The organism is Neorhizobium sp. T25_27 (assembly GCF_002968565.1).
GTDB lineage: Bacteria > Pseudomonadota > Alphaproteobacteria > Rhizobiales > Rhizobiaceae > Neorhizobium > Neorhizobium tomejilense.
Map to the genome: position 1 here is coordinate 81,956 of NZ_PVBJ01000002.1, position 25,674 is coordinate 107,629.

At 62.9% G+C, this 25,674-nt stretch carries 24 protein-coding genes; 14 read left to right on the forward strand and 10 right to left on the reverse strand.

All coding sequences use genetic code 11. The features are described from left to right. Positions 1 to 29 precede the first annotated feature (29 nt). The 4 genes from C5J24_RS07135 to C5J24_RS07150 all read left to right on the forward strand — a co-directional run bounded on the left by C5J24_RS07135 (position 30) and on the right by C5J24_RS07150 (position 4,021). A complete protein-coding gene (locus C5J24_RS07135; RefSeq protein WP_105416864.1) occupies positions 30 to 1,163 on the forward strand; it encodes an extracellular solute-binding protein in 1,134 nt (377 codons plus the stop codon). 179 nt (positions 1,164 to 1,342) lie between these two features. After that, positions 1,343 to 2,164: an ABC transporter permease gene (locus C5J24_RS07140; protein WP_105416866.1), complete on the forward strand. Its 822-nt coding sequence runs from the start codon at positions 1,343 to 1,345 to the stop codon at positions 2,162 to 2,164. Further along, entirely contained in the window at positions 2,161 to 3,000 is an 840-nt protein-coding gene (locus C5J24_RS07145) for an ABC transporter permease (protein WP_105416868.1), read from the forward strand. The genes C5J24_RS07140 and C5J24_RS07145 overlap by 4 nt, the downstream gene beginning before the upstream one ends. 7 nt (positions 3,001 to 3,007) lie before the next feature. After that, on the forward strand, positions 3,008 to 4,021 hold the full coding sequence (locus C5J24_RS07150) for a LacI family DNA-binding transcriptional regulator (RefSeq protein ID WP_105416870.1): 1,014 nt from the start codon (positions 3,008 to 3,010) through the stop codon (positions 4,019 to 4,021). Here C5J24_RS07150 and C5J24_RS07155 read toward each other — a convergent pair. The 3 genes from C5J24_RS07155 to C5J24_RS07165 are packed head-to-tail and all read right to left on the reverse strand — an operon-like array spanning position 4,018 to position 6,182. Continuing rightward, the gene (locus tag C5J24_RS07155; protein ID WP_105416872.1) at positions 4,018 to 4,893 is read right to left on the reverse strand and encodes an amidohydrolase family protein; all 876 of its coding nucleotides are present in this window, start codon (positions 4,891 to 4,893) and stop codon (positions 4,018 to 4,020) included. The two genes, C5J24_RS07150 and C5J24_RS07155, sit on opposite strands and share 4 nt — an antisense overlap. A gap of 25 nt (positions 4,894 to 4,918) precedes the next feature. Then, complete coding sequence (locus C5J24_RS07160) at positions 4,919 to 5,374, reverse strand: MarR family winged helix-turn-helix transcriptional regulator (protein ID WP_105402219.1); 456 nt, start codon at positions 5,372 to 5,374, stop codon at positions 4,919 to 4,921. Positions 5,375 to 5,387: 13 nt separating this feature from the next. After that, positions 5,388 to 6,182 (reverse strand): crotonase/enoyl-CoA hydratase family protein, encoded by a 795-nt coding sequence (locus C5J24_RS07165; RefSeq protein ID WP_046600458.1) that lies wholly within the window; start codon positions 6,180 to 6,182, stop codon positions 5,388 to 5,390. A 133-nt stretch (positions 6,183 to 6,315) separates the two neighbouring features. Between C5J24_RS07165 and C5J24_RS07170 the strand changes: the two genes are divergently transcribed. The 7 genes from C5J24_RS07170 (at position 6,316) to C5J24_RS07200 (ending at position 14,816) form a co-directional block, all read left to right on the forward strand. Further along, positions 6,316 to 8,172, forward strand: coding sequence for a feruloyl-CoA synthase (locus tag C5J24_RS07170; protein ID WP_105416874.1), 1,857 nt, complete (start codon positions 6,316 to 6,318; stop codon positions 8,170 to 8,172). Further along, positions 8,169 to 8,930: an SDR family NAD(P)-dependent oxidoreductase gene (locus tag C5J24_RS07175; RefSeq protein ID WP_105416876.1), complete on the forward strand. Its 762-nt coding sequence runs from the start codon at positions 8,169 to 8,171 to the stop codon at positions 8,928 to 8,930. The genes C5J24_RS07170 and C5J24_RS07175 overlap by 4 nt, the downstream gene beginning before the upstream one ends. A 6-nt stretch (positions 8,931 to 8,936) precedes the next feature. Continuing rightward, positions 8,937 to 10,544, forward strand: a complete 1,608-nt coding sequence (locus C5J24_RS07180; protein ID WP_172723883.1) for an acyl-CoA dehydrogenase family protein — start codon at positions 8,937 to 8,939, stop codon at positions 10,542 to 10,544. Between the two features lie 116 nt (positions 10,545 to 10,660). Further along, complete coding sequence (locus C5J24_RS07185; protein ID WP_046637950.1) at positions 10,661 to 11,569, forward strand: LysR family transcriptional regulator; 909 nt, start codon at positions 10,661 to 10,663, stop codon at positions 11,567 to 11,569. A gap of 181 nt (positions 11,570 to 11,750) precedes the next feature. Continuing rightward, positions 11,751 to 13,088, forward strand: coding sequence for an FAD-dependent oxidoreductase (locus C5J24_RS07190; RefSeq protein ID WP_105416878.1), 1,338 nt, complete (start codon positions 11,751 to 11,753; stop codon positions 13,086 to 13,088). A 10-nt stretch (positions 13,089 to 13,098) separates the two neighbouring features. Then, on the forward strand, positions 13,099 to 14,370 hold the full coding sequence (locus C5J24_RS07195) for an aconitase X catalytic domain-containing protein (RefSeq protein ID WP_105416880.1): 1,272 nt from the start codon (positions 13,099 to 13,101) through the stop codon (positions 14,368 to 14,370). Next, on the forward strand, positions 14,370 to 14,816 hold the full coding sequence (locus tag C5J24_RS07200) for an aconitase X swivel domain-containing protein (RefSeq protein ID WP_105416882.1): 447 nt from the start codon (positions 14,370 to 14,372) through the stop codon (positions 14,814 to 14,816). Before C5J24_RS07195 ends, C5J24_RS07200 begins: the two co-directional genes overlap by 1 nt. A gap of 2 nt (positions 14,817 to 14,818) precedes the next feature. Here the strand turns inward: C5J24_RS07200 and C5J24_RS07205 are convergent, their stop codons facing one another. Further along, positions 14,819 to 15,631: an NmrA family transcriptional regulator gene (locus C5J24_RS07205; protein WP_105416883.1), complete on the reverse strand. Its 813-nt coding sequence runs from the start codon at positions 15,629 to 15,631 to the stop codon at positions 14,819 to 14,821. Positions 15,632 to 15,751: 120 nt separating this feature from the next. Here C5J24_RS07205 and C5J24_RS07210 point away from each other — a divergent pair, with 120 nt between their 5' ends. The 3 genes from C5J24_RS07210 to C5J24_RS07220 all read left to right on the forward strand — a co-directional run bounded on the left by C5J24_RS07210 (position 15,752) and on the right by C5J24_RS07220 (position 18,294). Beyond that, positions 15,752 to 16,366, forward strand: a complete 615-nt coding sequence (locus C5J24_RS07210) for a TetR/AcrR family transcriptional regulator (RefSeq protein WP_105416885.1) — start codon at positions 15,752 to 15,754, stop codon at positions 16,364 to 16,366. A 66-nt stretch (positions 16,367 to 16,432) separates the two neighbouring features. Continuing rightward, on the forward strand, positions 16,433 to 17,173 hold the full coding sequence (locus C5J24_RS07215) for an SDR family oxidoreductase (RefSeq protein WP_105416887.1): 741 nt from the start codon (positions 16,433 to 16,435) through the stop codon (positions 17,171 to 17,173). 74 nt (positions 17,174 to 17,247) lie between these two features. Next, a complete protein-coding gene (locus C5J24_RS07220) occupies positions 17,248 to 18,294 on the forward strand; it encodes an NAD(P)-dependent alcohol dehydrogenase (protein WP_105416889.1) in 1,047 nt (348 codons plus the stop codon). Here C5J24_RS07220 and C5J24_RS07225 read toward each other — a convergent pair whose 3' ends face one another. From C5J24_RS07225 to C5J24_RS07250, 6 genes are all read right to left on the reverse strand, one after another. Beyond that, complete coding sequence (locus C5J24_RS07225) at positions 18,295 to 18,999, reverse strand: ParA family protein (RefSeq protein ID WP_046669009.1); 705 nt, start codon at positions 18,997 to 18,999, stop codon at positions 18,295 to 18,297. Positions 19,000 to 19,115: 116 nt separating this feature from the next. Continuing rightward, positions 19,116 to 20,198, reverse strand: coding sequence for a chemotaxis response regulator protein-glutamate methylesterase (locus C5J24_RS07230; protein WP_105416891.1), 1,083 nt, complete (start codon positions 20,196 to 20,198; stop codon positions 19,116 to 19,118). Between the two features lie 3 nt (positions 20,199 to 20,201). After that, complete coding sequence (locus C5J24_RS07235) at positions 20,202 to 21,047, reverse strand: protein-glutamate O-methyltransferase CheR (RefSeq protein ID WP_105402231.1); 846 nt, start codon at positions 21,045 to 21,047, stop codon at positions 20,202 to 20,204. Between the two features lie 57 nt (positions 21,048 to 21,104). After that, complete coding sequence (locus C5J24_RS07240; RefSeq protein WP_105416893.1) at positions 21,105 to 21,596, reverse strand: chemotaxis protein CheW; 492 nt, start codon at positions 21,594 to 21,596, stop codon at positions 21,105 to 21,107. Next, a complete protein-coding gene (locus tag C5J24_RS07245; protein ID WP_105416895.1) occupies positions 21,596 to 23,518 on the reverse strand; it encodes a methyl-accepting chemotaxis protein in 1,923 nt (640 codons plus the stop codon). Before C5J24_RS07245 ends, C5J24_RS07240 begins: the two co-directional genes overlap by 1 nt. A gap of 181 nt (positions 23,519 to 23,699) precedes the next feature. Next, positions 23,700 to 25,511 (reverse strand): methyl-accepting chemotaxis protein, encoded by a 1,812-nt coding sequence (locus C5J24_RS07250; RefSeq protein WP_105416897.1) that lies wholly within the window; start codon positions 25,509 to 25,511, stop codon positions 23,700 to 23,702. Positions 25,512 to 25,674 lie beyond the last annotated feature (163 nt).

Here is a 25,674-nt window from a genome sequence, read left to right on the forward strand (position 1 = left end):
CTGCCTTTTCAACTCACGGAGAAGCACTCATGAAGAAGATGTCCTACGCAGCCTTCACCGTCGTTTTCGCAGCCCTTCCGGTCCATGCCGAAGAGCTGACGGTTGCGACTGCCGGCGACCAGAACATGGTCGACTACATTAACCAGTATCTCGGCCCGCTGTTCGAAAAGACCTATCCGGGCAACACCGTTCGCGCCGTCGGCACCGGCCCCGGCGATGCGGGCTCGCAGAAGATCCTCGAACGCTTCGACGCCCAGGCTGCGGCGAAGTCCGATAAGTGGGACGTCGACGTTGCGGTCGTCCACGAAAAATTCGTTGGCCCGATGGTGACCAAGAACTATCTCGACAAGTACCGCAGCGACATCGAAACCGGCAAGCTCGTCACCCGTGCCAACGCCAAGATGGCGCTCGGCACCAATGTCGACGGTTATGTCATGCCGATGTTCAACAGCCAGACCGCGATTGCCTACAATCCGGCGCTCGTTCCGAACCCGCCGAAGTCCTATGCGGAACTCGCAGACTGGGCCAAGGCCCATCCGAAGCAGTTCGGCTATAATGGCATCAAGGGCGGCGCGTCCGGCGTCTCGTTCGTCATGGGCTGGATCTACGCCTTCGGCGGCGGCGATGCCAACACCCTGATGAACGGTCCGTTCAAGGAAGACGAAACCAAGAAGTGGGATGCAGCTTTCAAGAGCCTCGCCGACTTCACGACCAACGCGACGCTGACGCCCGGCAATGCCGGCACGCTCGACCTTCTGTCGCGTGGCGAGATCGCCATGGGCCCGGTCTGGGTCGACATGTTCTACTCCTGGCAGGCCAACGGCCAGCTGCCGCCGACCATGAAACTCGTCCTGCCGGCTCCGGGCATGCCGGGCCAGCCGATGCATTACGTCATGCCGGAAAAGGCTGCCCACAAGGCGCTGGCCGAGAAGTTCATCGCTCTCGCCACCAGCCCCAAGGTCCAGGCCGAAGGCATCGTCAAGCGCTTCAACTGGTATCCGGGCATTGACGCCGACAACGTCAAGCGGGAACTGGACGACGCCACCTGGAACAAGCTGTTCGTCGATATCTCGCCGGCCGACCTTGCCGCCAAGGGCAAGCCCTTCCCGATCGCGCCCTACAACACCGCGATCCTCGAAGCCTATGAGAAGTCCGTGAAGTAATCCGGGATTCCCTTCTCCCCTTGGGGAGAAGGTGGCCCAACGGGCCGGATGAGGGAGCTGTGGCACGGCATACAAGGCCTTACGGCCGCGTCTGTAGCTCACCCCCCTCATCTGTCCTTCGGACATCTTCTCCCCGAGGGGAGAAGATAGTGCCCATCATCCCTCCGAACGGTCGAACCATGTCAAAACGCCTCCTCGGTCTCCTTCTCGTGCTACCGGCACTCGCGGTGATCGCCTTCCTCTTCATCCTGCCGCTGATCATGTCGGCAGTCGGTGCCTTCCAGGTGGAGGGGACGTTCGGCTGGGGCAATTTCACCAAGACTTTCGACCTTTACACCAAGGACATCATCTTCACCGTCGTGATCGTCAGCCTGTCGACGGTGCTGATCGGCATCGCCTCGATCGCGATCGGCGGCTATCTCACGCTCGGCGAACATCCGGTGGCCGTCGCCATCCTGCGCTGGCTCTATCGTTGGCCGATGTTCATTCCCTTCATCGTCGTCGGCCAGATTCTCCGCACGTTTCTGTCCAAGAACGGCATGATGAACAACACTTTCATCAATCTTGGACTTATGACGCCGCTCGATGCGGTGAGCTTCCTCGATTGGCGCGGCATCGTCATCGCCTTCGTCTGGAAGCAGACGCCATTCGTGGCGCTGCTCGTCGCCGGCGCCATGGCCTCCATGAACCGCGACACCATCGAGGCGGCCCGCAATCTCGGCGCCTCGCGGCTCCGGCTGCTCTTGGAAATCGTCGTGCCGCAGGTGGCGATGACGTTGACCGTCGGCCTCATCCTTTCCTTCGTCACCATGATGTCGGTTCTCTCGGTGCCGCTGATGATCAACGCCCAGTCGCCGACCATGCTGACCGCCGATATCGCCTTCCGGGTCAATTCCTACGGGGATTACGGCGTTGCCAACGCGCTCGGCCTGATCTCGCTCGTGCTCGCCGCCTCCGTCGCATGGATCTACCTGCGCGCCAGCCTCAAGGAGCGCGCATGACAGCCGCCCATAATCCCGCCGCCCGCAGTCCTCTCGCCGCGCTCTGGTGGGTGCCGCGCGGCATCATCTTCGGGCTGATGGCCTTCTTCATCTTCGGGCCGCTCTTCAACCTCCTGCTCTGGACAGTGGCTGAGAAGTGGTATTTCCCCCACAGCCTGCCGCTCGAATACGGCTTCAGTTCCTGGGCGCGGGTGTTTGCACCGCGCGGCGGGGCGATGGAATCGCTGACCAATTCGCTGGTCGTGGCCCTGCTGACCGTTGTCGTCTCGCTCTTGCTGGCGATCCCTGCCGGCTACGCGCTGGCGCGCCTAAAACTGCCGTTTCGGGGCCTCATCCTGCTCGCCTTCCTCATTCCGCAGGCCTTTCCGAACCTGACGGTCTACGTCAACGTGGCCCGCATCTTCTACGAGATCAGGCTCAACGGCACGATTCCCGGCGTCGTGCTGGTGCATGTCTCGCACGGCCTCGTTTATGCGGTGTGGATCGCGACGGCCGCCTTTTCGGCGATCGACGCGGAGCTTGAGCAGGCGGCGCGCAATATCGGCGCTGGCGCCTTCCGGGCCTTTCTCGACGTGACGCTGCCGTTGGCGGCACCGGGCCTGATGGCAAGCGCCATCTTCGTTTTCCTGGAATCGCTCGACGAATTCACCGGCAGCTATTTCGTCGGCGCGCCCGATGTGAACATGCTGCCGCTGCTGCTCTATACGACCGCTGCCGGCGGCAACTATCAGATCGCATCGATCACCGCCCTCTTGCTGCTCGTTCCCTCTCTGGTGTTCATGTTGATCGTGGAGCGATTCCTGAAGGCGGACGTCCTTTCGCGGGTGGGGCATTGAGGAAAGCATGAGGGACGAAAAACGGATGCGCTTTGTCAGCGCCGAACAGGTCGCCCGCCTTGCCGGTGTCTCTCGCTCGGCCGTTTCCCGCACGTTCACGCCAGGCGCCAGTGTCGCGCCGGCGACGCGCGAAAAGGTGCTGCGGGCGGCGGAAGAGCTTGGCTATCATGTCAACGACCTCGCCCGCGGCGTGCTTGCCAACCAGAGCCGGCTTGTCGGTATCGTTGCGACCAAGCCGGAACTCGGTTTCCGTGCCCATCTGACCGCGGCGCTCGCCAAGGCGCTGATCCAGCGTGGCAGCATCCCGATCCTCATCAATACCGGGCAGGCGGAAGAGGAATTGCTGGCCGCCCAGAAGATGCTGATCGGCCACCGCGCCGAGGCGACGATCATCCTTTCCGGCTCGCCTCCGGCAAGCTTCTTCGAACTCGCCCAGCGCAACGGCCAGCCGCTGGTGGTGATCGGCCGTTCGGAACCGGATGCCGATCATGTCCGCGCCGGCAATTCCGAGGCCTCGCGCAAGGCCGCCAATGCCTTTTTCGATGCCGGCCGTCGGCGCCTCGCTGTTGTCGGTTCGCAATCGGGGACGCCGAGCATCGTCGAACGCGAAAATGCCTTCACGTCGGCGGCGCGATCGCTCGGCGCCGAAGTGCAGTCGGCCGGAGGGCCGGATTCCGACTATGACAGCGGCATCGCCGCCGCACGCGAGCTGTTCGCCGGTGGCGAACGCCCGGACGCGGTGTTCTGCGCTAACGACCAGATCGCCTTCGGCCTCATGGATTTCATCCGCATCGAGAAGAAGCTGCGCATCCCGGAGGATGTCGCGGTGATCGGCTTCGACGACGTGCCGGAAGCGGCTTGGCTGAGCTACAGCCTCACCACCTTCCGCCAGGACCCGATCACCATGGCGCTGCGGGCCGTCGAGCTTCTGGAGCGGCGCCTCGAAAACCCGGACGCTTCGCCGGGTTACGAGCGGGTCATCCCCGAACTGGTGGTGCGAAAGAGTTTCGTCCCGGTTTAAAGCTTCAGCAGCTTGCGGGCGTTTTCCTTGAGGATCAGCGGCCGCACCTCGTCCTTGATCGAGATCGCTGCAAAATCCGCCATCCAGCGGTCCGGTGTGATCGCCGGCCAGTCCGAGCCGAACAGCATTTTGTGCTTCAGGATCGAGTTGGCGTATTGCACCAGGATCGACGGAAAATATTTCGGCGACCAGCCGGACATGTCGATATAGACGTTCGGCTTGTGGGTCGCGACCGAAAGCGCCTCTTCCTGCCAGGGGAAGGAGGGATGCGCGAGAATGATCGGCATGTCTGGAAAATCCGCCGCCACGTCGTCCAGATAGATCGGGTTGGAATATTTCAGCCGCATGTTCATGCCGCCGCGCATGCCGGCGCCGACGCCCGTCTGGCCGGTATGAAACAGCGTGATCGCACCCTCTTCGGCAATCGCCTCGTAGAGCGGATAGGCCATCCGGTCGTTCGGATAGAAGGCCTGCATGGTCGGGTGGAACTTGAAACCCTTGACGCCGAATTCCCGCACAAGCCGACGCGCCTCGCGGGCGCCCATCTTGCCCTTGGCGGGGTCGATCGACGCGAACGGGATCATGATGTCGCTGTTTTCGGCGGCGATCATCGCCACTTCTTCGTTGTTGTAACGCCGGAAACCGGTCTCGCGCTCCGCATCGACCGGAAAGATCACGCAGCCGATCTTGCGTTCGCGGTAATAGACGGCGGTTTCGTTCACCGTCGGCAGCATGCCCTTGTGGCCGGCCGGGTTCTTGAAATATTTGGCCATACCGGCCTGGAATTGGTCGTAGCCGTCGTCGCGCGGGCCGCAGCAGGGTTCTTCCGCATGGGTGTGGACGTCGATGGCGATCAGCTCGTCGATGTTCAAGGTTCGCTCCTCCCGATCCTTAAATTCAGCCCAGGCCTACGAATTTCCGCAGCAGGGCCGTCAGTTGTTGGCGCTCGTCACCGGTAAGGTTGGCGCCGACCGACTCTTCGTAGGTGAAGAACCATTGGCTCGCCTGCTTCACCCTGGTCACCGCTTCCGGCGTCAGCGTGATCTCCACGGCGCGGCGATCTCCATCCGGCACCTTCCGCGAAACGAGGTTCTGGTCCTCCAGCGCCCGGATCAGCTTGGTCATATGAGCCCGCTTGATCATCAGCCGTTGGCCGAGCACGCTTTGGCGGATGCCGGGATTGTGGAGAATGACCCAAAGCACGGAGAATTCCCCCGGCTTCAGATTATGCTCGCCGACCTCTTCGAAAAACCGCTCGTAGATCTTGAGCTGCGCCAGCCGCATCAGGAAACCGAGTGCTGAATTGAGCCGGTCGAGTTCGACCTGGTCTGCGGTGCGGATCGGCATGTCCATGGGCGTTCCCCCCTTATGCCGAGCCCGGCGCCTTCAGCCGCGCGGCGCGTTTTTCCAGGAAGGCGCGCAGACGCTCTTCGGCCTCCGGGCTGGTGGCGGTGAAGGAGGCGATGAAGGATTCGACGAAAAGTCCGTCTTCCTTGGCCATGTCCTGGATTCGCGGCAACGCGTTGAGCACCGCGTAGTTGGAAATTTCGGCGTTGCTGGCGGCGGCTTCCGCAAGCTCATGCGCCTTTTGCCGGGCCATGCCCTTTTCGACGACGTATTGCGCCAGGTTCCAGCGTTCGGCCTCTTCCGCAGAAGCGACGCGGCCGGTCAGCATCATGTCGGTCATGCGGGCAACGCCCATCAGCCGTGCGGCCCGCACCGAGCCGCCGCCGCCGACGAAGATGCCGCGCTGGCCTTCCGGCAGCGCGAAAAAGGCGGACTTGTCGGCAACGCGGATATGGGTGGAGGATGCCAGTTCGAGGCCACCGCCGACCACCGCCCCGTGCAGGGCCGAAATCCACGGGATCGTGCCGTGTTCGATGCCGGCAAACACCGCATGCCAGCGGCGCGAACCGCGCACGCCTTCGATCGGCGTCTTCTTCACATGTTCGGCAAGGTCGAGCCCGGCGCAGAAGTGATCGCCATGGCCGAACAGCACGACGGCTTTCGCCTCGCTTTCGGCACGCGCCACGGTCTCGGCGATCGTTTCGACGAAACGGTCGCTGATCGCATTGCGCTTTTCCGGACGATTGAGACCTATATGGGCAACATTGCCCTTGAGCTCATAGGTCACGAAGCTGGTTGCCGTCTGATCGGCCATTTTATGCATTCTCCTCCAGCAACGGACGCTCCCCAGCCCGTCATCAGTTTTTGATCGTTTACAGGGAGATTGTTTCTTTGTAAACAAATTTTGGGAGCCCGATAGGGAGCATTGACGTCTGGGAGGAGAAGTCATGAGCGGAAAACCTGTGCGTGACGTGAAGCTGTGGTCGCCTGTGGTCGGCTGGGAAGAACGGCCGAACGGCGAGTTCGTAGTCTGGCGTGAGGATCCGCTCGGACCTTATCCCGACAAGCTCAACGAGCGGCTGATCCATTGGGCAGAAACAGCACCCGACCGCACCTGGATGGCGGATCGGGAAGGGACGGCCGAGTGGCGCAGGGTGAGTTTTGCTGAGGCGCTGGATCAGGTGCGCCGCATCGGCCAGTTCCTGCTGGACATGAAGCTCTCGGCCGAAAATCCGCTTGTCATCCTTTCGGAAAACTCGATCGAGCATGCGCTGATGGCGCTGGGCGCCCAGCATGTCGGCATCCCGTCGGCGGCGATTGCGCCGGCCTATGCGACCATCTCCTCCGACTTTTCCAAGCTGCACGACATCGCCAGGCAGATCACCCCCGGCCTGATCTTCGCCGACGATGCGGGTGCCTTCCGCAAGGCGGTCGATACGGCTTTCGGGGCAGACATTCCCTTTGCCGGGATGCGCAACCTGCCCGAGGATAGGTCCGGCACCTATCTCCTCGACGACATCCTCAGGACCGAGCCGACCGAGGCCGTGGACAAGGCTTTTGATGCGGTCGGGCCGGATACGGTCGCGAAATTCCTGTTCACCTCGGGCACGACCGGCTCGCCCAAGGCGGTGATCCAGACCCAGCGCATGCTCTGCTCCAACCAGGAGATGGTGACGGACTGCTACTCCTATTTCCGCGACGAACCGCCGGTTCTGGTCGACTGGGCGCCCTGGAACCACACCGCCAGCGGCAACAAGGTGTTCAACATCGCCATCTATAACGGCGGCACCTATTACATCGACCGCGGCAAGCCGAGCCCGGCGCTGATGGCCCAGACGATCGCCAACCTGAAGGAAATCTCGCCAACCTGGTATTTCAACGTGCCTGCCGGCTATGAAATGCTGATCCAGGCGATGCGCGAGGACGAGGGGCTTCGCAAGACCTTCTTCAAGGACCTGAAGCTCCTGATGTATGCCGGCGCAGGCATGGCGCAGCACACCTGGGACGCGCTGATTGAGCTTTCCGAGATGACGATCGGCGAACAGGTGCCGCTCGGCACGGGCATAGGCTCAACGGAGACCGCGCCATTCGCGATCTTCTGCACCGAGCCGCAGGAAAAGCCCGGCAATATCGGCGTCCCCGGCCAGGGTGTCACCATGAAACTGGTGCCGATCGACGACAAATACGAACTGCGCCTCAAGGGTCCGAACGTCACCCCAGGCTACTGGCGCAACGAGAAGCTGACGAAGGAGGCCTTCGACGAGGAGGGTTTTTACCGGATAGGCGACGCGGTAAAGTTCGCCGTGCCGGGCGATCCGCGCCAGGGGTTCTATTTCGACGGCCGTACGGCTGAAAACTTCAAGCTTCAGACCGGCACCTGGGTGGCGGTCGGCGTGTTGCGGGCACAGCTCGTCAACCAGTTCGGCGGGTTGATCCGCGATGCAGTCATCACCGGCGAGAACAGGGCCGAGCTCGGGGCGCTGGCGGTGCCCTTCATGCCGGCACTGCGCGAACTGATCGGCGGCGACACTGCCCTTTCCGACGAGGCGGTGGTTGCCCATCCGAAGGTGAGGGCGGCGATCATCGAGCGGCTGAAGGAACATCAGCGCCAGTCGAGCGGCTCGGCGACGCGCGTCATGCGCATGATGCTGATGACCCAGCCGTTGCGTTTCGAGAAGGGCGAGGTGACCGACAAGGGTTCGATCAACCAGCGCGCCGTGCTCGCCCATCGCGGCGATCTCGTCGAGGACCTGTATGCGGATGCGCCGGGCGTCATCCGGGTCGGCAAGGAGCTGGCGGCATGAGGATCGAAGGAACAAGCGCTGTCGTCACCGGCGGCGGATCGGGGCTCGGCGAGGCGACGGCACGGCTGCTCGCGAAACTCGGGGCCGTGGTGCATGTCTTCGACCGCAACCAGGCCGCAGCCGAAAAGGTCGCGACCGAGATCGGCGGCGTGGCGCTCTCGGGCGACGTGACCAGCGAGGACGATGCATCCAAGGCGCTCGACGTTGCGGCGAAGGCCGGTGACGGCTTGCGTATCCTCGTCAACTGCGCCGGTATCGGCACGGCGGGGCGCATCGTCGGAAAGAACGGCCCGATGCCGCTTGCCGATTTCGAGCGGGTCATCCGCGTCAACCTGATCGGCACGTTCAACATGATGCGGCTTGCGGCCGATCGCATGTCGGGCCTGCCCGAGCGCGACGACAAGGCGCGCGGCGTGATCGTCAACACCGCCTCGGTCGCAGCCTTCGAAGGGCAGATCGGCCAGGCCGCTTATGCGGCCTCCAAGGGCGGCATCGTTTCGCTGGCTTTGCCGGCGGCGCGCGAATTCTCCCGTTTCGGCGTACGGGTCAACACTGTAGCACCCGGCATCTTCCTGACGCCGCTGCTTCATGAGCTGCCGCAGGAGGCGCAGGACAGTCTTGCCAGCGCGATTCCCTATCCGTCCCGGCTCGGCGACCCCGGCGAGTTTGCCGATGCGGTGCGGTTCGTGATCGAGAACCAGTATGTCAACGGCGAAGTGATCCGGCTCGACGGTGCGCTGCGCATGCAGCCGCGGTAACCGCCGATGTCGTTTGCGGATCAGGCCGACCGAACGCTGGACATCCTGGCTCTGACGCCGGGCTGGCACCGGCTGAAAGAGCTCCGTGAAGATTGCGACGACGAGACGGTTGCCGCGATTATCGAGGAGGCGGCAAGTTTTGCCGAGGGCGTGCTGGCGCCGCTGAATGCGGTCGGCGACCGGAGCGGCGCGAAGGTGATCGACGGTCGGGTGAAGACACCAGACGGTTTTGCCGACGCGTTCCGGCAATATGCCGAGGCCGGCTGGCTCGGCATGGACGTGGCCGAGAAATTCGGCGGCCAGGCCGTTCCGCTGACCTTGCATGCTGCCTGCGCGCCGCTTTTCGAGCGCGGCTGCGTGGCGCTGATGATGGGGGCCGGCTCGACCCGTGCGGCGGCCCATCTTCTGACGGAAGCCGCCGACGAAACGACTGCAAACGAATGGGTGCCAAAACTCAGCACCGGCGAATGGGCGGCGACGATCTGCATTTCCGAATCGGACGCGGGTTCCGACGTCGGCCGGCTGCGCACGAAGGCCGAACTCAACGATGGCGAATGGCTGATCACCGGCCAGAAGATCTGGATCTCCTTCGGCGACCACGACATGGCGGGCCGTATCGGCCACTGCCTGCTCGCCCGTACCAACGACCAGCCGGGCACGCGCGGCATCAGCCTCTTTCTCGTGCCGAACCTCATCGACGGCCAGCCGAACGGCGTTTCGGTCGATCGCATCGAGGAGAAGATGGGCCTTCACGGCTCTCCCACCTGCGCCATGCGCTTCGACAACGCCCGGGGCATCATGTTGGGCCGCGAAGGGCGCGGACTGCCGCAGCTTTTCACCATGATCGAGTTGATGCGGCTGCTCACCGGCTGCCAGGGGCTGGGCATAGCATCTGCTGCGGCCGATATCGCCGAAGACTATGCGAAGGAGCGCCGCCAGGGCGGACGGCCTGACCAGCCGCCGGTACCGATATCGAGCCATCCGGATGTGCAGCGCCAACTGCACGAGATCCGCAGCTCCACGGAAATCCTGCGCGCCGCCATTCTCGAACTCGCCACGACCATGGATATCGCCCGACTGGAGCCTGAATCCGGGCTGGAGGATTTCACCGGCTGGATGCTGCCGCTGATCAAGAATTTTGGCGCTGCGGCCGGGTTCGAGGTGGCGAATGCGGCGATCCAGGTACTCGGTGGCGTCGGCTATACTCGCGACTGGCCGCTCGAGCAATATCTGCGCGATGCCCGCATCATGACCATCTACGAGGGCACGACGGGCATGCAGGCGCTGGATTTCCTGACCCGCCGCCTCTGGCGTGACGAGGGGCGGGGGCTCACCCTTTTCCTGGAGAAGGCGCGAGACGAGATCGACGCCTACATCGCCGAACACCCGGCGGAATCGGAACAGGCTCTCGCGGTCCTGGAGGGATTCGAGCGCTTGAGCGGGCGGATGGCGGCGCTTCAGAGCGATCCGGATGCTGCCCTCTACCGCGCCGACAGCTATATGCGGGCCGCCTGGTCGGCGGTGTCCATATGGATGGCATTGCGCATCTCGGAAACCGGTGCGGTCGGGAAACTCGCGGCGGAATTCGATTTCCATAGCGCCCGTTGCGGCTGATCTATCGAGAATGATCAGGCAAATAGGACGTCGGCTATGGAACGCGGCAGGAGTTGCGAAACCCCGGAAAATATGCGCGTGATGCCGGTTCGGATTTTCTCGAAACGAGAAAGACAGTGAATATACTTCTCGATATCGGTGCATTCCTGGCAACCGCACGCGCCGGCAGTTTTTCCGCCGCCGGCCGTGACCTGGGTGTCGCGACCTCGGTCATTACCAAGCGCGTCAAGCGGCTCGAAGAGCACCTCAATACCCAGCTGTTCGTGCGCACCACAAGGCGATTGGCCCTGACGCTCGACGGAGAGCGGCTGCGGCCCCGCCTGCAGCTCCTGGTCGGCGAGATCGAGGAGACGCTGGCGACGCCGAATACCCACGAACTGGGGCTGACCGGCTCGCTGCGCATCAAGGCACCGACGACGCTGACCTCAATGTTCTTCGGTGATATCTGCGCCGCGTTCCAGGCCGCCAATCCGCGGGTGAAGATGGAGATCGTGCTGATCGACCGCTCGGTCAATCCGCTGGAAGAGGGGTTCGACGTGGCGATCGGCGCCCTGCCGCAATCCTACGCCTATGTGATCGATCATCCGCTTTGTCCCTATCCGCGGGTGCTGTGCGCATCGCGAGGTTATCTGGCGGGGCGCAAACGGCCGAAGACGCCCACCGAACTCGTCGGCCACGAATGCATCACCTTCCACACGATCGGCACGACCTGGACCTTCCAGATGGAAACGAGCACGCTCAACGTGGAGATCACTTCGAATTTCACGGCCAACGATAGCCGGGTCCTGCTCGCCGCTGCCCGGCAGGGATTGGGATTGGCGATCCTGCCGAGGTTCCTCGCCCGGTCGGATCTCGATAGCGGCGCGCTTGAAGAGGTGATGCCGGAATTTCCGGTCGAGCCGCTCTGGGTGAAGGCGTCCGTGCCCAGGATCAAGATGAACAAGGTCGTGGTGTCCGAGTTCATATCCTACGTGCAGAAGCGGTTTTCGGAAGGGGTGCCGGATCAGGTCATTCCGATGTTTTGAGAAGAAATCTGGACCTGCCTCAAGCGCGCCGTTTCGCTGACGCCAAAACCGCTGAAATCCGGCGGGACCTTTCTCGAAACAAGAAAGCTGATCGCATCACTTGCCGGGTTCAAGGCGAGGCGGCTTGGGTTACGATCATGGCCAAAGCGCCGGGAGGGCGCAGGCCGTACGGGAGGGTTCGATGGCGGAGACGCTGAGCAGGGAAACGCGGATTGTCCGGCGCGAGAAGTCGGCGCCGTTCCGCAGGCTCAAGGCGGATATCTGCGTCGTCGGCGCCGGCATCGCCGGCATTTCCGCAGCACTCGAAGCCGCGAAGCTCGGTCGCAAAGTGGTGATTGTCGATGGCCAGGCGGCACTCGGCGGGCAGGCGGTCAACTCGATCATCGCCACGTTCTGCGGCCTGTTTTCGAACGGCACGCATGGCTATCAGTTCACCTATGGCGTTGCCGACAGGTTGCTCGCCCATCTCGAAAGTCAGGACCAGTCGATCTATTACCGCCACGGGCCGAACACCACGGTCGTCTATTACGACGAGGTCGTCCTCGGCCGCTGGATGGAACAGAGTATTCTGGACGCCGGCATCGAGGTCGTGCTCGGTGCGCAGATTCTCGACGTGCATGTCGAAGGCCGGCGCGTCGTCCAGACCGATTTCATGACCCGTTACGGCGGCGTGTCGATCGAGGCGGCCGGCTGGGTGGAGGCGAGTGGCGACGCGGCGCTCGTCTGGCAGGCCGGTTTCGCCTGCCGCCAGCCGGAAAAGGGCGGCGTCTTCGGCACCCAGATGGTGGTGCTGGAAAATATCGACGAAGCGAATCAGCCGACCCGCTACGAGATCGGCGACCGGATGAAGGAAAAGGCCGCGAGCTACGGCCTGCTGCGCCGCGAAGGTCTCGGTTTCACCATTCCCGGCCGCGGCATTGCCGCCATGAACATGACCCATGTGGAAACGCCGCTCGATCCGGTCGAGGCTTCCAGGAAGGCGCTGGAAGGCAAGGACCAGGCGGCCCGCGCCGTGGAGTTCCTGAAGGCGGAATTCCCGGAATGCTTCGGCAATGCCCGCATCCGCTCCTTCGGCCTGCCGGGCATCCGCCAGACCCGCTGGATCGCCGGCAGCCATCACCTGACGGTCGACGAGATCAAGGCCGGCACCAAGTTCGACGACGCCGTTGCCCGCACCGCCTGGCCGATCGAGCTGCATGACCACGGCGACGGCCACCACTGGATCACTTTCGACGAAGAGCATGCCCACTATATTCCGCTTGGTAGCCTGACGCCGGACGAGTGCGACAACATTGCCGCCGCCGGCCGCTGCGTCGATGCGGATTCGGCAGCACTTTCGAGCATCCGCGTCATGGGGCCGTGCATCGCCATGGGCATGGCGGCCGCCAACGCGCTCGACCTTGCCGGAACAGGCAGCGTGCACCAGATCGATCGCGATGCGCTGCGCGAGCGGGTTTCCGACAACGTCGAAAAGAAGCATTATCGGTGGGCCGACGCGAAAATGCGCGCCGCATCGTGAGGAGGATGCGATGAACCTGACGGATCACGAAAAGGCGATGTATGACGGCGAGCACGGCCGCGCCAAGGCGCGCGCCATGGACCTGCTGGTTCGCTACGGCGAAGCGCTCGGCGCCGAGCGTCTGGTCGAGACCAACAACGTCGCCGGCGCTTTCAACGCCTCGACGCCCTCGGTGCAGGCGATTGCCGAAAAGGGCATGGAACACGTCTATTCCGAACTCAACCTCGACAGCGACGAAGTCGTCGAGGTGCCCCATATGGTGGCGCATACCTGCCAGCTGATCACCGGCATCGACAACGACAACTGGGAACTCCAAGGCGTCGATAAGGCGCTTGTGGACATGCAGCGCGCCAATGAGAAGTACCTGGGGCGACGCGGCGTCAACATGTTCGCCACCTGCACGCCCTATCAGGTGGGTAACGTGCCGGTGAAGGGGGAACACTGCGCCTGGATGGAATCGTCGGCCGTCATCTACTGCAACTCGGTTCTCGGCGCCCGCACCAATGTCGAGGGCAAGGAAAGCACCGGCGCCGCGGCGCTCACCGGCCGAATTCCCTACTGGGGTTTCCACATTACCGAAAACCGTCGCGGCACCCATCTGGTCGAGCTCGATATCGAGGTCGACGACATGATGGATTGGGGCCTGCTCGGTTATTATATCGGCGAAGTGATCGGTGAGGAGATCCCTGTCCTGAAGGGCACCAGCCGCCAGCCCGACCTCATCAAGCTCAAGCATTTTGGCGCAGCCGCAGCGTCCTCCGGTGGGGTGGAGATGTACCATATTCCCGGCATCACGCCGGAAGCGGACGGCATCGAGGAAGCCTTCGGCGGCCGCAAGGTCAAGGGCACGTTCCGCTACGGCGCCAAGGAACGCCGCGAGACCTATGAGAAACTGCAGAGCTCGACCGAGAAAAAGGTCGATTTCATCATGCTCGGCTGTCCGCACAATTCCATCGACCAGATGGCGCTGATCGCCCACATGCTGGAGAATAAAAAGATCCATTCGAATGTGCAGCTCTGGGTGCATACGCCACGTGCGATCAAGCAGGTCGCCGAGCGCAACGGCTATATCGATGTCATCCGCGAAGCCGGCGGGGTCGTCATGAGCGACACCTGTCCCGCCATTTCCCGCCGTTTGCCGGCTGGGACCAAGGTCATCGCCACGGATTCCGCCAAGCAGGCGCATTACCTGCCGGCGATCACCGGCGTGCAGGGCTGGTTCGGCTCGGTCAGCGATTGCGTCGATGCCGCCTTGACGGGCGAGTGGAACGGGAGAGCCTGATGGATATCGCGACCGAAGCTAAACCCGATACGATCGAGCTCAAGGGCCGCAAGGTGGTGGCCGGCCGTGCCGAGGGCGAGGCGCTGGTCACCACGGAGACGATCTCCGGGTGGGGCGGTATCAACGAGCGCACCGGCACAGTCATCGAGCGTCGCCACGAAATGCGCGGCGTCTCCTTCGCCGGCAAGATCCTGGTTTTCCCCGGCGCAAAAGGCTCGTCCGGCTGGTCGGCCTATTTCCATATGACGCGGCTGAACGGCGTCCAGCCGGCGGCGATGATCTTTACCCGGATGACCACCAAGATCGCGCTCGGCGCCGTCGTCACCCGGGTTCCGGCGATCACCGAGCTGGACCAGGACCCGCTTGACGTGATCGAGACCGGGGATTGGGTCGTGGTCGATGCGGATGCCGGCACAGTGACAGTGACCAAGAAAAAACCCGCCTGAGATCATGCCCAGGCGCCGCGGGCCGCGGCGTCTCTCGCATAATCGGCGAAGCTCCTGGCCGGCCGGCCGAGGGCGCGCATCACGCCGTCCGACAGGTATTCGTTGCGGCCGTCGAGCACGACGGTGAACAATTCCACCAACAGTTCGGCAACATCGGCGGGCACTTCGGCCTGTTTGAGACCTTCCACAAACGCCTCATCGGAAATTGTCTGGAAGGCGATGGCGCGCCCGCTTGCTTTGCCGATTTCCGCCACGGCTTCGGCAAAGGTCAGAAGCTGCGGGCCGGTCACTTCGTAGAGTTCGCCGATATGCCGAGCGTCGGTGAGAGCGGCAGTGACCACGTCGGCGATGTCGCCGGCATCGATGAACGGCTCGCGCACGGTGCTGACCGGCAGCGCCAGTTCCCCTTCAAGGATCATCGGCAAGAGTTGTCCCTCGTCGAAATTCTGGTCGAACCAGCTTGCCCGAACGATCGTCCAGTCGGCACCCGAGGCGATCATCCGCCGTTCGCTTTCCTGCGCCGCGGGTTCGCCCCGGCCTGACAAGAGAACCAGCCGCTTGACGCCCAGCGATACCGCGAGCGTCGCAAGCGCGTCGATATCGTCCGGAGCGCCCTTCACCGCGAGATCCGGGTAATAGGTGATGTAGGCGGCCGACGTTCCCTCCAGGGCCGGCGCCCAGGTGCTGCGGTCCGTCCAGTCGAAACCGGTGGAGCGCGAAGCGAAACGGACAAGCCTGTTCAATGCCTGCAGGCGCTCTGCAACCCGAGAGCCGGTCTTGCCCTTGCCGCCGATGATGAGAATGGGGTTTTCCATGGGACGCCTCCTTTGACATGAATTTTCCTCATGTTCTAAAGCGATAAATCCTCATGTTGCGCTTGTCAACAAAAAATGCGAATATTCCTCGCGTTAAAAAACTCAAGGTACGGAAAGACAATGGAGATTTCTGCATCGACGCCACGCCAGCCCCAGCAGAAGCGCAGCCGGGAGCGGGTGGAGCGGATTCTCGCGGCGGCGAAGGAGCTGATCGCCCGCGGCGGCAGCGACGTGATGAAGATGGGTGAGCTGGCGGAAAAGGCAGGCGTGCCGATCGGCTCGCTCTACCAGTTCTTCCCGGACAAGGGGTCGGTGGTCCGCACGCTCGCCGAACGCTACAACGAGGAAGGCCGCGCCTGCATTCGCGAGGCGCTGGAGCCGGTCCGGAACGAGGCTGCGTTTTCGCAAGCGTTCAGAGAGCTGATCGACATCTATTACGGCTTGTTCCTCGCCGAACCCGTGATGCGCGACATCTGGTCCGGCACCCAGGCAGACAAGGCATTGCAGGATATCGATCTCGCCGATGCCCGCGAAAACGGCGCGATCGTCGCGGCAGCGCTGGCGCATATCCAGCCCCACGCCCCTCCGGAAGAACTGTTCAACCGGGCCATGCTGGTCATGTATCTCGGCACGTCGACAATGCGGCTGGCGATCTCCGTCGAGCCCGCCCAAGGTGCAGCCATGGTGGAGACCTACAAGCGGCTCGCCCTTCGCGAACTGCTGGCAAAGGACTGATGGGCCTCGACGGCCATGCCGATCGCCGACTATAAGATGCGGCGAAACGGACAAGGAGGAGTGGACATGTCGAAAGTAGCGATCGTAACGGGCGCGGGCTCGGGCGTTGGCAGGGCCGTCGCCATCGGGCTTTTGAACGCAGGTTATAGGACCGTGCTTGCCGGCCGGCGCGAGAGCGAGCTGCGGGGCACGGCGGAACTGGCTGGCGGTGAGTCGCTGGTGGTGCCGACGGACGTCACCGATCCGGCAGCCGTCGACGCCTTGTTTGCAGCGACGCAAGAGGCCTATGGCCGCCTTGATCTTCTGTTCAACAATGCCGGACGCGGCACGCCGGCGGTTCCGATCGACGAATTGCCGCTTGAAACCTGGCGGGCTGTCATCGACCTCAACCTCAACGGCGCCTTCTATTGCGCCCGGGCGGCCTTCGGGATGATGCGGCGGCAAAACCCCGGCGGCGGGCGTATCATCAACAACGGTTCGATCTCGGCGCACGTGCCGCGTCCTTTCCAGGCCGCCTACACCGCCACCAAACACGCCATTACCGGCCTGACGCGCCAGATCGCGCTCGATGGGCGGCCACTGAACATCGTCTGCGGCCAGGTGGATATCGGCAATGCCGACACGCCGATGACGGTGCGGATGAAGGAAGGGGCGCTGCAGGCGGACCTCACGACTGCTGTGGAGCCGGTCATGGACACCAAGCACGTGGCTGATGCGGTGCTCTACATGGATGGATTGCCGCTGGAGGCCAATGTCCTGTTCATGACGGTGATGGCAAACGGCATGCCTTATGCCGGCCGTGGCTGAAAGCGGCAGATGGCTGCCTTGATCTCGCCCGGAAGCTCGGCCAGCGTCAGGAAATAATCGGAAGGAAACATCGCATGCAGCAGGCACTGGTGCTCGAGAAAAAAGGCGTTCTCGCGTTGAGGGAGATAGATCTTCCGACCGAGGTTGGGCCGAGCGACGTGAAGATCGCCATCGATACGGTCGGCGTCTGCGGCAGCGACGTCCACTATTACACCCACGGCGCGATCGGTCCCTTTGTTCTGCGGGAGCCGATGGTGCTCGGCCATGAGGCGGCCGGCATCGTCGTCGAGGTCGGTAGCGAGGTGAAGACCTTGAAGGTCGGTGACCGCGTCTGCATGGAACCGGGCGTACCGAACCTGTCGTCACGTGCCTCCAAGCTCGGTCTCTACAACGTCGATCCGGACGTCCGTTTCTGGGCGACGCCGCCGGTCCACGGGGTGCTGACGCCGGAAGTCATCCATCCTGCGGCCTTCACCTACAAGCTGCCGGACAACGTCTCCTTTGCCGAGGGCGCCATGGTGGAGCCGTTCGCGATCGGCATGCAGGCCGCCAGCCGCGCCCGTATCCAGCCCGGCGATGTCGGTGCGGTGATCGGTGCCGGCCCGATCGGCATCATGGTGGCATTGGCGGCACTCGCGGGCGGCTGCGCCCGCGTCTTCATCTCGGATCTGAGCCCCGACAAGCTGAAGATCGCCGGCCAGTACCCCGGCATCATCCCCGTCAACATCACCGAACGGCCGTTTGCCGAGGTCATCGCCGAAGCGACCGGCGGCTGGGGTGCGGATGTCGTGTTCGAGGCGAGCGGCAGCCCGAGGGCCTATGCCGGCATGTTGGACCTGGTGCGGCCCGGCGGTGCCTTCGTGCTGGTCGGCCTGCCGGTCGAGCCGGTTCCATTGGACGTCTCGAGCGCCATCTCCAAGGAAGTTCGCTTTGAGACCGTGTTCCGCTACGCCAACATCTTCGACCGGGCGCTGGAGCTGATTGCGTCCGGCAAGGTCGACCTGAAGCCGCTGATCACCGGCGTCTTCGATTTCAAGGATTCGATCAAGGCCTTCGAGCGGGCCGCCGCCGGACATCCATCCGACGTCAAGCTGCAGATCCTGATGAACGGCAAGGCGTGATCAGGCGGCGCGGACGAAGCGCTTCGAAAGCGAGGCCGGCTTGTGGAGTGGCACGCGGCGGAGCATTTCGAGCGCGAACAGGCGGGCGTTCTGCCGGGCCTTGTCGAGATTGCTGATGCGGTTTTCGTCCATCGTGTAAAGCGTGCCGCCGAGATCGAAGATATCGCGGAAGGCGGCGCGTTCGATGATCGGAGTGTCCAGCACTTCGACCTTGCGCTCGGCCAGCAGCATCTTCACCGCAAGCAGGGCACGGGTCGTCACCATTGAGTTGACGCGGGTCAGAACGACCGAATGCGGCACGCGGAGATTGGCCTTTTCTTCGAGATAGCGCAGCAGTTCCAGCACGTTTGCACCGCCCTGGGCATCCATGGCGCAGCCCTGGATCGGGATCAGTACGTGGTCGGAAAGGCCGATCGCCTTGGCAAGCAGCGGGCTTTGGGCGCCGGGCAAGTCGAGCACGAAATAATCGGTCTTGTGGCGGTTCTCGGAAATATGCCGGTCGATCGAAGCCTGCGTCACGTAGGAAATGACGTTGAGCTTGTCATCGCGCGGGGAGAGCATGTGCCAGCGGGTGATCCAGTATTGCGGATCGGCATCCAGGATCGTCACACGGTAGCCTTGCTCAACGAGTTCGGTTGCAAGAAGAAGCACAGCGGTGGTCTTTCCCGCTCCGCCCTTGGTGTTGGCAAAGGTAATGACTGGCATCTTGGGTCCCTGTCCGGCTACGAGCGTAAGATTGCTCTCTCACCGCACCCTCATGATGCGTTGCCCCATTCTTGCCAAACATGGTTAACGAGCCGTGAAAAATCCGTTGCCAGATCTTACCGCCGACGATCGGCGGCGAGGATTTCCCGGGCGATCTGTTCGAGCGAAACGACCTTGTCGACACCGCCATGGGCGATGGCTTCCTTGGGCATGCCGAACACCACGGACGACGCTTCGTCCTGGGCAACCGTATAGGCGCCCGCCTGATGCATCTCATTCATGCCGCGGGCGCCGTCGTCGCCCATGCCGGTCATGATGACGCCCATCGCATTGCTGCCGGCCGAGCGTGCGGCGGACCGGAATAGCACGTCGACGGACGGACGATGGCGGCTGACCAGCGGGCCTGAGCGGATCGAGACCTCGTAACGCGCGCCGCGCCGCTCTAGCAGCATATGCTTGTCACCGGGGGCGATCAGCACGTGGCCACGCAGCACCGGATCGCCGTCGGCCGCCTCCTTGACCTCGACTTCGCAGAGGCTGTTGAGCCGTTTGGCGAAGGCCGCGGTGAATTTTTCCGGCATATGCTGGACGATGACCATGCCCGGAGAATTGGCCGGCAGGGCTTCGAGAAGCTCGCGCAGGGCCTCGGTTCCGCCGGTCGAGGCGCCGACGCAGACGACCATTTCGGTGGTCTTCGCCATGGCGCCGGCCTTGGGGGGCGGAAGCACCGCGTCGGCCGTCAGCTTGGCGGTCGTTCCGCCTTCGGAAATGCGTGATGGGCGCAGCCGGCCGACCCGGGCGCGCGCCGCTCCCTTGACCGCGGTGCGGATTCTTTCGCCGGATTCGGCAAGGTGGTCGGCCGCGCCGATCTTCGGCTTCAGGATGATATCGACAGCGCCCGCCTCGAGCGCCTGCATCAGCGTTTCCGAGCCGCTTTCGGTCAGAGACGAGCACATCACCACCGGAATGGGATGCTGGGACATCAGCTTGCGCAGAAAGGTGATGCCGTCCATCTGCGGCATTTCCACATCGAGCGTGATGACGTCGGGGATTTCCTCGCGCAGCTTTCGCGCCGCCATGAAGGGATCGCTGGCCGCGCCTATGACTTCGATGTCCGGATCTGCCGACAGGACGGCTGTCAGGGTCTGGCGGACGCTGGCGGAGTCATCAATGATCAGAACACGAATTTTGCCGCTCATGGTTCATACTCGCTTGAACACAGTATTTGCCACCTGACGGATCGGCAGGTCGAAGCCAGTCACGGTTTCCGAATGACCGATGAACAGATAACCTCCGGGGAGCAGCGTCTGGCAAAGGCGGGACAGCACATGCTGCTGCGTCGGCTTGTCGAAATAGATCAGTACGTTGCGGCAGAAGATCATGTGCATCAGGTCGCCGACGGGGTAGGCCTCGTCCATCAGGTTCAGCCGGGCGAAACCGACGCGGGAGCGCAGTTTCGGTGAAATCCGAACGTCCTGCCGCCGGCTGTCGGACGAACGCATGACATATTTGCTCATCATGTCGGCCGGGACGGGGGCCAGGAGATCGCTCTGGTAGATGCCGCGTTGGGCCTTCTGCAGCACGTCGGTCGAAAGATCGGTGGCAAGCACGAAATAGTCACGTTCCGGCGTCGACGAGCTCAGAAATTCCGAAAGCACCATGGCTATCGTATAGGGCTCGGCGCCCGTCGAGCAGGCCGAACTCCAGGTGCGGATGCGCCGGTCCGCGTAGGTTTTCAGGATGTCCGGCAACGCCGTCTGCATCATGTAGTCGAAATGCTTCGGCTCGCGGAAGAAGTCAGTCTTGTTGGTGGTCACCGCATCGATGAGGAAGATCGATTCGGCCTCGATACCTCCGTGTTTGAAGAGGTAGTCGCAATAACTGTCGAAAGTCGGCATGGCCGTGACGCGCAGGCGCCGGCGAAGCCGTCCTTCGAGCATGGTCATCTTGCTGTGCGGCATCTTGATGCCGCTATAGTCGTAGATGTACTTCGAAAGCAGATCGAAGTTGCGCTTGCTCAGCCGGTCGTCGAGCGGCTGGCTCCTCATTGCTGCACTCACGCGCGTGCCCCCCGTACAAGAACCTATTCGGTTATGCGAATTCCGTCATGCGACCTGGGACTGCGGCCCGACATCGGCGAGCGCCGATCCGGAATCCGAAAACAGCCGTGCAAGGTCGACAACGACAACGAAGCCGCTCTCCCGGCGCACCACGCCGGCGATATAATCGGAGCGCCAGCGCACCCCGATATCCGGTGCCGTTTCGATCTGTTCCTTGCGGAACGGCACCACTTCGAAGACCCGGTCCGCGACGAGGCCGAGCACCAGGACGCGATCGGCGACCGGCACGTCGAGCACCAGGATGCGCGTATGCGGAGTCTTGACCGTCCTCGTCAGGCCGAGGCGAAGACGAAGGTCGATCACCGGCACGCCCTGTCCGCGCACATCGCGCAGGCCGAGCAGGTATTCCGGGCCGTGCGGGATCTTGAACGGTTCCTCGTGGTCGAGGATCTCGCGGACCACCTCGACGGGGACCGCGAAAACCTCATCGCCGAGGCTGAAGGTTACGAACTGGGATTCGGAGGATATGCCTGCCATTACGCGCTCTCCCTGAAATCGTCATCGTCCGCGTCGGGGCCGCCCATCGATAGGTCGAGGGCAAAACCTTTCACGCGGGCCTGTTGTGCGTTGACTGAATGACCGGCCGAATAGGCCTTGGGCGCCGGCTGGGCTCTGGATTTGGCCGGTGCGGGCTTGGCGGTTGGGACCGGCTGGCTCCGCTGCTTGGATCCCGCCCGATCGACCTTGAAGAACGCGATCGAGGCCTGCAGTTCTTCGGCCTGGGCGGCGAGTTCTTCGGACGTCGCCGACATCTGTTCGGAGGCGCCGGCATTCTGCTGGGTCACCTTGTCGAGCTGCTGGATCGCTTCGTTGATCTGGCTGGCACCGATATCCTGCTCCCGGCAGGCGGCCGAGATTTCCGAGACGAGCTCCGCGGTCTTGTGGATCGCGGGTACCAGCTTGTTCAGCATCTCGCCGGCGTCGGTCGCGACCTGTACAGTTTCGCCCGAAAGCGCGCTGATTTCGGCAGCGGCAGCCTGGCTGCGTTCGGCGAGCTTGCGCACTTCCGATGCGACCACCGCAAAACCCTTGCCGTGTTCACCGGCACGGGCGGCTTCCACCGCAGCGTTTAGGGCGAGCAGATCGGTCTGTCGGGCGATCTCCTGGACGATCGAGATCTTCTCGGCGATCGTGCGCATCGCGCCGACGGCACGACCGACGGCCTGGCCGGAGGCTTCTGCGTCTCGCGACGATTGGCGGGCGATCTTTTCCGTCTGCGCGGCGTTGTCGGCGTTCTGTTTGATGTTCGCCGCCATCTGTTCCATCGAGGCGGAGGCTTCTTCGGCTGAAGAGGCCTGTTCGGTGGCACCCTGGCTCAGCTGCTCCGAGCTTGCCGAAAGCTCCTGGCTGCCGGAGGAGACGTTGCTCGATGCCGCAAGTGCGTCGGCGACGACGCCGCGAAGGCGTTCACCCATGCTCTGCAGCGCAAGCCCGAGCGTGTCCTTGTCGGAGAGCGGTTTTGGCGAGACGGTCAGGTCGCCGTTGGCGATCTGGTCGGCGACATGTGCCGTGGTGCGCAGGTTGGCCACCATGCTCTGCATGGCGAGCCCAAGCGTATCCTTGTCGGAAAGCGGCTTGACGTCGACGGCAAGGTCACCCTCCGAGATGCGCTCGGCGATCGCCGCCGTATTGCGCAGGTTGCCGGTCATCACGTTGACGGTGTCGATCAGATCCTTGACCTCGTCATTCGTCTTGACCTCGACTTTCTGGTTGAGGTCGCCGATGGCCACTGCGTTGGCGACGGACGCGATCTTCTTGAGGCCGTTGTTGATGCCGAGCGTGATCCAGAAGGCGGCGCCGATGGCGATCAGCACGGCCGCAATCGAGGCGACGCTCAAGACCATCATCGTCGAGGCGAACAGATCCTGGTTCGCTTTTTCGGTATTTGCCATTCCCTTGCGCTGGATATCGAGGAGAACCTTGATGGCCTCGCCCATATCGGCGGTCATGGTGCGCAGATCGCCCATGGAGAGCGCCAGAGCGCCGGCCTGATCACCGCGTGCCTGAACGGCCTGCAAGTCGTTGGACTTCTGCTGGAACTGCTTGCCGATCGTCAGCAGTTTTTCCCAGTACGGCTTGCCTTCCGGAGAGGCGATCGAAAGCCCTTCCTGAACGGCCTTGAACATCAGTTCCGTGTTGTCGTCCGCTTCCTTGTGGAATTTCGCGGCATCCGCGAGATTGGTCGCAAGCAGCGCGTTTTTCTGGGCGCGCACGGCGTCCACTTCGTTCACATTGGCGGTGAGCGCAAGTTCCAGACGACGAACCGGCCCGTCGACCATCTTGACGCTGGCGTCGTTGAGGCCGCCAAGGCTCAGGCTGCCGTAGACTGCAATGCCGACCAGCAGCAGCGTCAACAGGGCGAAAGCCAATCCCAATTTCAGTTTGATTGTAAACCGCATCTTAAGTCCCCCGAATTTCTTGAAACAACCGGCAGAGCCGCTCTATCCTCAGATGCGACCGGGAAAAGTCTGGCCGAAAGGCCGGTAGGCCGACCGCCGGGACTTTTCATGGCTCGCATTAACGCAGTTACGCTGGCCATTGACGGGACCTGACGGCCCCGCTCATGTGTCTGAAAGCCGCTCAGGCACTTTCCCTGAAATCATCGTCATCCTGGTCGGGGCCACCCATCGAAAGATCAAGCGCAAACCCCTTGGCGCGGGACTGCTGTGCCTTGACGGGATGTTCGGCTGGCCGGGAAGCGGCGAACTTCGACATCTGTTTCGCGCCGGGTTTTGCCGGTGCGTGGGCTTTGGTCCCGGGCTGGGTCCGAGCCTTTGCGGTAGCGCGATCGACCCTGAAGAAGGCGATCGAGGCCTGCAATTCTTCGGCTTGCGAGGCGAGTTCTTCGGAAGTCGCCGACATCTCTTCGGAGGCGCCGGCATTCTGCTGGGTCACCTTGTCGAGCTGCTGGATCGCTTCGTTGATCTGCGAAGCGCCGATGTCCTGCTCGCGGCAGGCGGCGGAGATTTCTGAGACCAACTCAGCGGTCTTCTGGATGTCCGGCACCAGCTTGTTGAGCATCTCGCCGGCTTCCGTTGCGACCCGCACCGTTTCGCCCGAGAGCGCGCTGATTTCGGCAGCGGCAGCCTGGGACCGTTCGGCAAGCTTGCGCACTTCCGATGCGACCACCGCAAACCCCTTGCCGTGTTCGCCGGCACGGGCGGCTTCCACCGCGGCGTTCAGGGCGAGCAGATCGGTCTGGCGAGCGATTTCCTGGACGATCGAGATCTTCTCGGCGATCGTGCGCATGGCGCCGACGGCGCGGCCGACGGCCTGGCCGGAGGCTTCGGCGTCCCGTGACGACTGGCGGGCGATCTTCTCGGTCTGCGCGGCGTTGTCCGCATTCTGCTTGATGTTCGCCGCCATCTGTTCCATCGAGGCGGAGGCTTCTTCGGCCGAAGATGCCTGTTCGGTCGCGCCCTGGCTCAGCTGCTCCGAACTTGCCGAAAGCTCCTGGCTGCCCGAGGATACGTTGTCGGATGCGGCGAGCGCATCACTGACCACGCCGCGCAGGCGTTCCACCATGCTTTCGAGCGCCAGGCCGAGCGTATCCTTGTCGGAGAGCGGTTTCGGCGAGACGGTCAGGTCACCGTTGGAAATCTGGCTGGCGATAGTCGCCGTATTGCGCAGGTTCGCCGTCATCGTGTTAATCGTGTCGACCAGATCCTTGATCTCGTCGTTTGTCTTGATCTCGATATTCTGGTCGAGATCTCCGATCGACACTGCCTTGGCGACGCCCATGATCTTGGTGAGGCCCCTGCCGATCCCGAGGGCGATCCAGAACGCCGTTGCCGCTGCGGTGATGACGGCCACCACAGCGATCGCGATCATCAGGCTGCGCGTCGTCCAGTAGCTGGCTTCCGCTTCGTCGTTCGCCTTCTGCATCCGGTCGCGGTTGATCTGTACGGCCTCGTCTAGTTGCGCGGAAAGTTCCATGATCGCCTTGCGGCTTTCTCCGGCCGAGAGGGCGATCGCCTCCTGCATGTCGCCGCGCTTGACGGCGGCGTCGACCTTTTCGTTCGCAGCGTGATTGGTCGTCGAGAGTGCTCGCGTCTCATCCCAGAACTGCTTCTGGTCTGCCGATGCCGTCGAAGCCAGCTGGTCCAGCAACGTGGTGAACTGCAGCTCCAGCTTGTCGCCGTCGACGTAGAACTTTTCGATCTCCTGCGGCGAGGTGGCGAGCAGCATGTTCTTCTGTGCGCGGATGCGATTGAGTGACAGGATGTCCATCTGCTGGACGCTATCGAGGCGCTTTGCCGCGACCTCTGTCACGTAGGTCATGGAATCATGCGCGGCGCCGAGGCTGTATATCCCATAGCCGGCCGTGCCAATCAGCAGGCTGACAAGAAAGCCGAAAGCCAGTCCCAGCTTGGCCTTGATCGTAAATCGCATAGCCCTATCCCCTCGAGGCGGTGAAGTGCATCAGTCAGTGCTTCCTCCGGCGGAGGAAAGCGGTTGGAACGAGAAGACCGATACATTCACCCTTCTGCGATGGTCCGGCAGCCCGGACATTCTCCCGCTTACATGCGAGAGGCGATCCCGGATCTCTGTTGAT

Bases quoted from the DNA above. Each gene is read 5' to 3' on its own strand.
- C5J24_RS07205 (WP_105416883.1), bottom strand. From the start codon at position 15,631: ATGGAAAACCCCATTCTCATCATCGGCGGCAAGGGCAAGACCGGCTCT.
- C5J24_RS07245 (WP_105416895.1), bottom strand. From the start codon at position 23,518: ATGCGGTTTACAATCAAACTGAAATTGGGATTGGCTTTCGCCCTGTTG.
- C5J24_RS07230 (WP_105416891.1), bottom strand. From the start codon at position 20,198: ATGAGCGGCAAAATTCGTGTTCTGATCATTGATGACTCCGCCAGCGTC.
- C5J24_RS07180 (WP_172723883.1), top strand. From the start codon at position 8,937: ATGTCGTTTGCGGATCAGGCCGACCGAACGCTGGACATCCTGGCTCTG.
- C5J24_RS07210 (WP_105416885.1), top strand. From the start codon at position 15,752: ATGGAGATTTCTGCATCGACGCCACGCCAGCCCCAGCAGAAGCGCAGC.
- C5J24_RS07190 (WP_105416878.1), top strand. From the start codon at position 11,751: ATGGCGGAGACGCTGAGCAGGGAAACGCGGATTGTCCGGCGCGAGAAG.
- C5J24_RS07240 (WP_105416893.1), bottom strand. From the start codon at position 21,596: ATGGCAGGCATATCCTCCGAATCCCAGTTCGTAACCTTCAGCCTCGGC.
- C5J24_RS07195 (WP_105416880.1), top strand. From the start codon at position 13,099: ATGAACCTGACGGATCACGAAAAGGCGATGTATGACGGCGAGCACGGC.
- C5J24_RS07150 (WP_105416870.1), top strand. From the start codon at position 3,008: ATGAGGGACGAAAAACGGATGCGCTTTGTCAGCGCCGAACAGGTCGCC.
- C5J24_RS07250 (WP_105416897.1), bottom strand. From the start codon at position 25,511: ATGCGATTTACGATCAAGGCCAAGCTGGGACTGGCTTTCGGCTTTCTT.
- C5J24_RS07145 (WP_105416868.1), top strand. From the start codon at position 2,161: ATGACAGCCGCCCATAATCCCGCCGCCCGCAGTCCTCTCGCCGCGCTC.
- C5J24_RS07160 (WP_105402219.1), bottom strand. From the start codon at position 5,374: ATGGACATGCCGATCCGCACCGCAGACCAGGTCGAACTCGACCGGCTC.
- C5J24_RS07200 (WP_105416882.1), top strand. From the start codon at position 14,370: ATGGATATCGCGACCGAAGCTAAACCCGATACGATCGAGCTCAAGGGC.
- C5J24_RS07215 (WP_105416887.1), top strand. From the start codon at position 16,433: ATGTCGAAAGTAGCGATCGTAACGGGCGCGGGCTCGGGCGTTGGCAGG.
- C5J24_RS07225 (WP_046669009.1), bottom strand. From the start codon at position 18,999: ATGCCAGTCATTACCTTTGCCAACACCAAGGGCGGAGCGGGAAAGACC.
- C5J24_RS07220 (WP_105416889.1), top strand. From the start codon at position 17,248: ATGCAGCAGGCACTGGTGCTCGAGAAAAAAGGCGTTCTCGCGTTGAGG.
- C5J24_RS07175 (WP_105416876.1), top strand. From the start codon at position 8,169: ATGAGGATCGAAGGAACAAGCGCTGTCGTCACCGGCGGCGGATCGGGG.
- C5J24_RS07165 (WP_046600458.1), bottom strand. From the start codon at position 6,182: ATGGCCGATCAGACGGCAACCAGCTTCGTGACCTATGAGCTCAAGGGC.
- C5J24_RS07135 (WP_105416864.1), top strand. From the start codon at position 30: ATGAAGAAGATGTCCTACGCAGCCTTCACCGTCGTTTTCGCAGCCCTT.
- C5J24_RS07235 (WP_105402231.1), bottom strand. From the start codon at position 21,047: ATGAGGAGCCAGCCGCTCGACGACCGGCTGAGCAAGCGCAACTTCGAT.
- C5J24_RS07140 (WP_105416866.1), top strand. From the start codon at position 1,343: ATGTCAAAACGCCTCCTCGGTCTCCTTCTCGTGCTACCGGCACTCGCG.
- C5J24_RS07170 (WP_105416874.1), top strand. From the start codon at position 6,316: ATGAGCGGAAAACCTGTGCGTGACGTGAAGCTGTGGTCGCCTGTGGTC.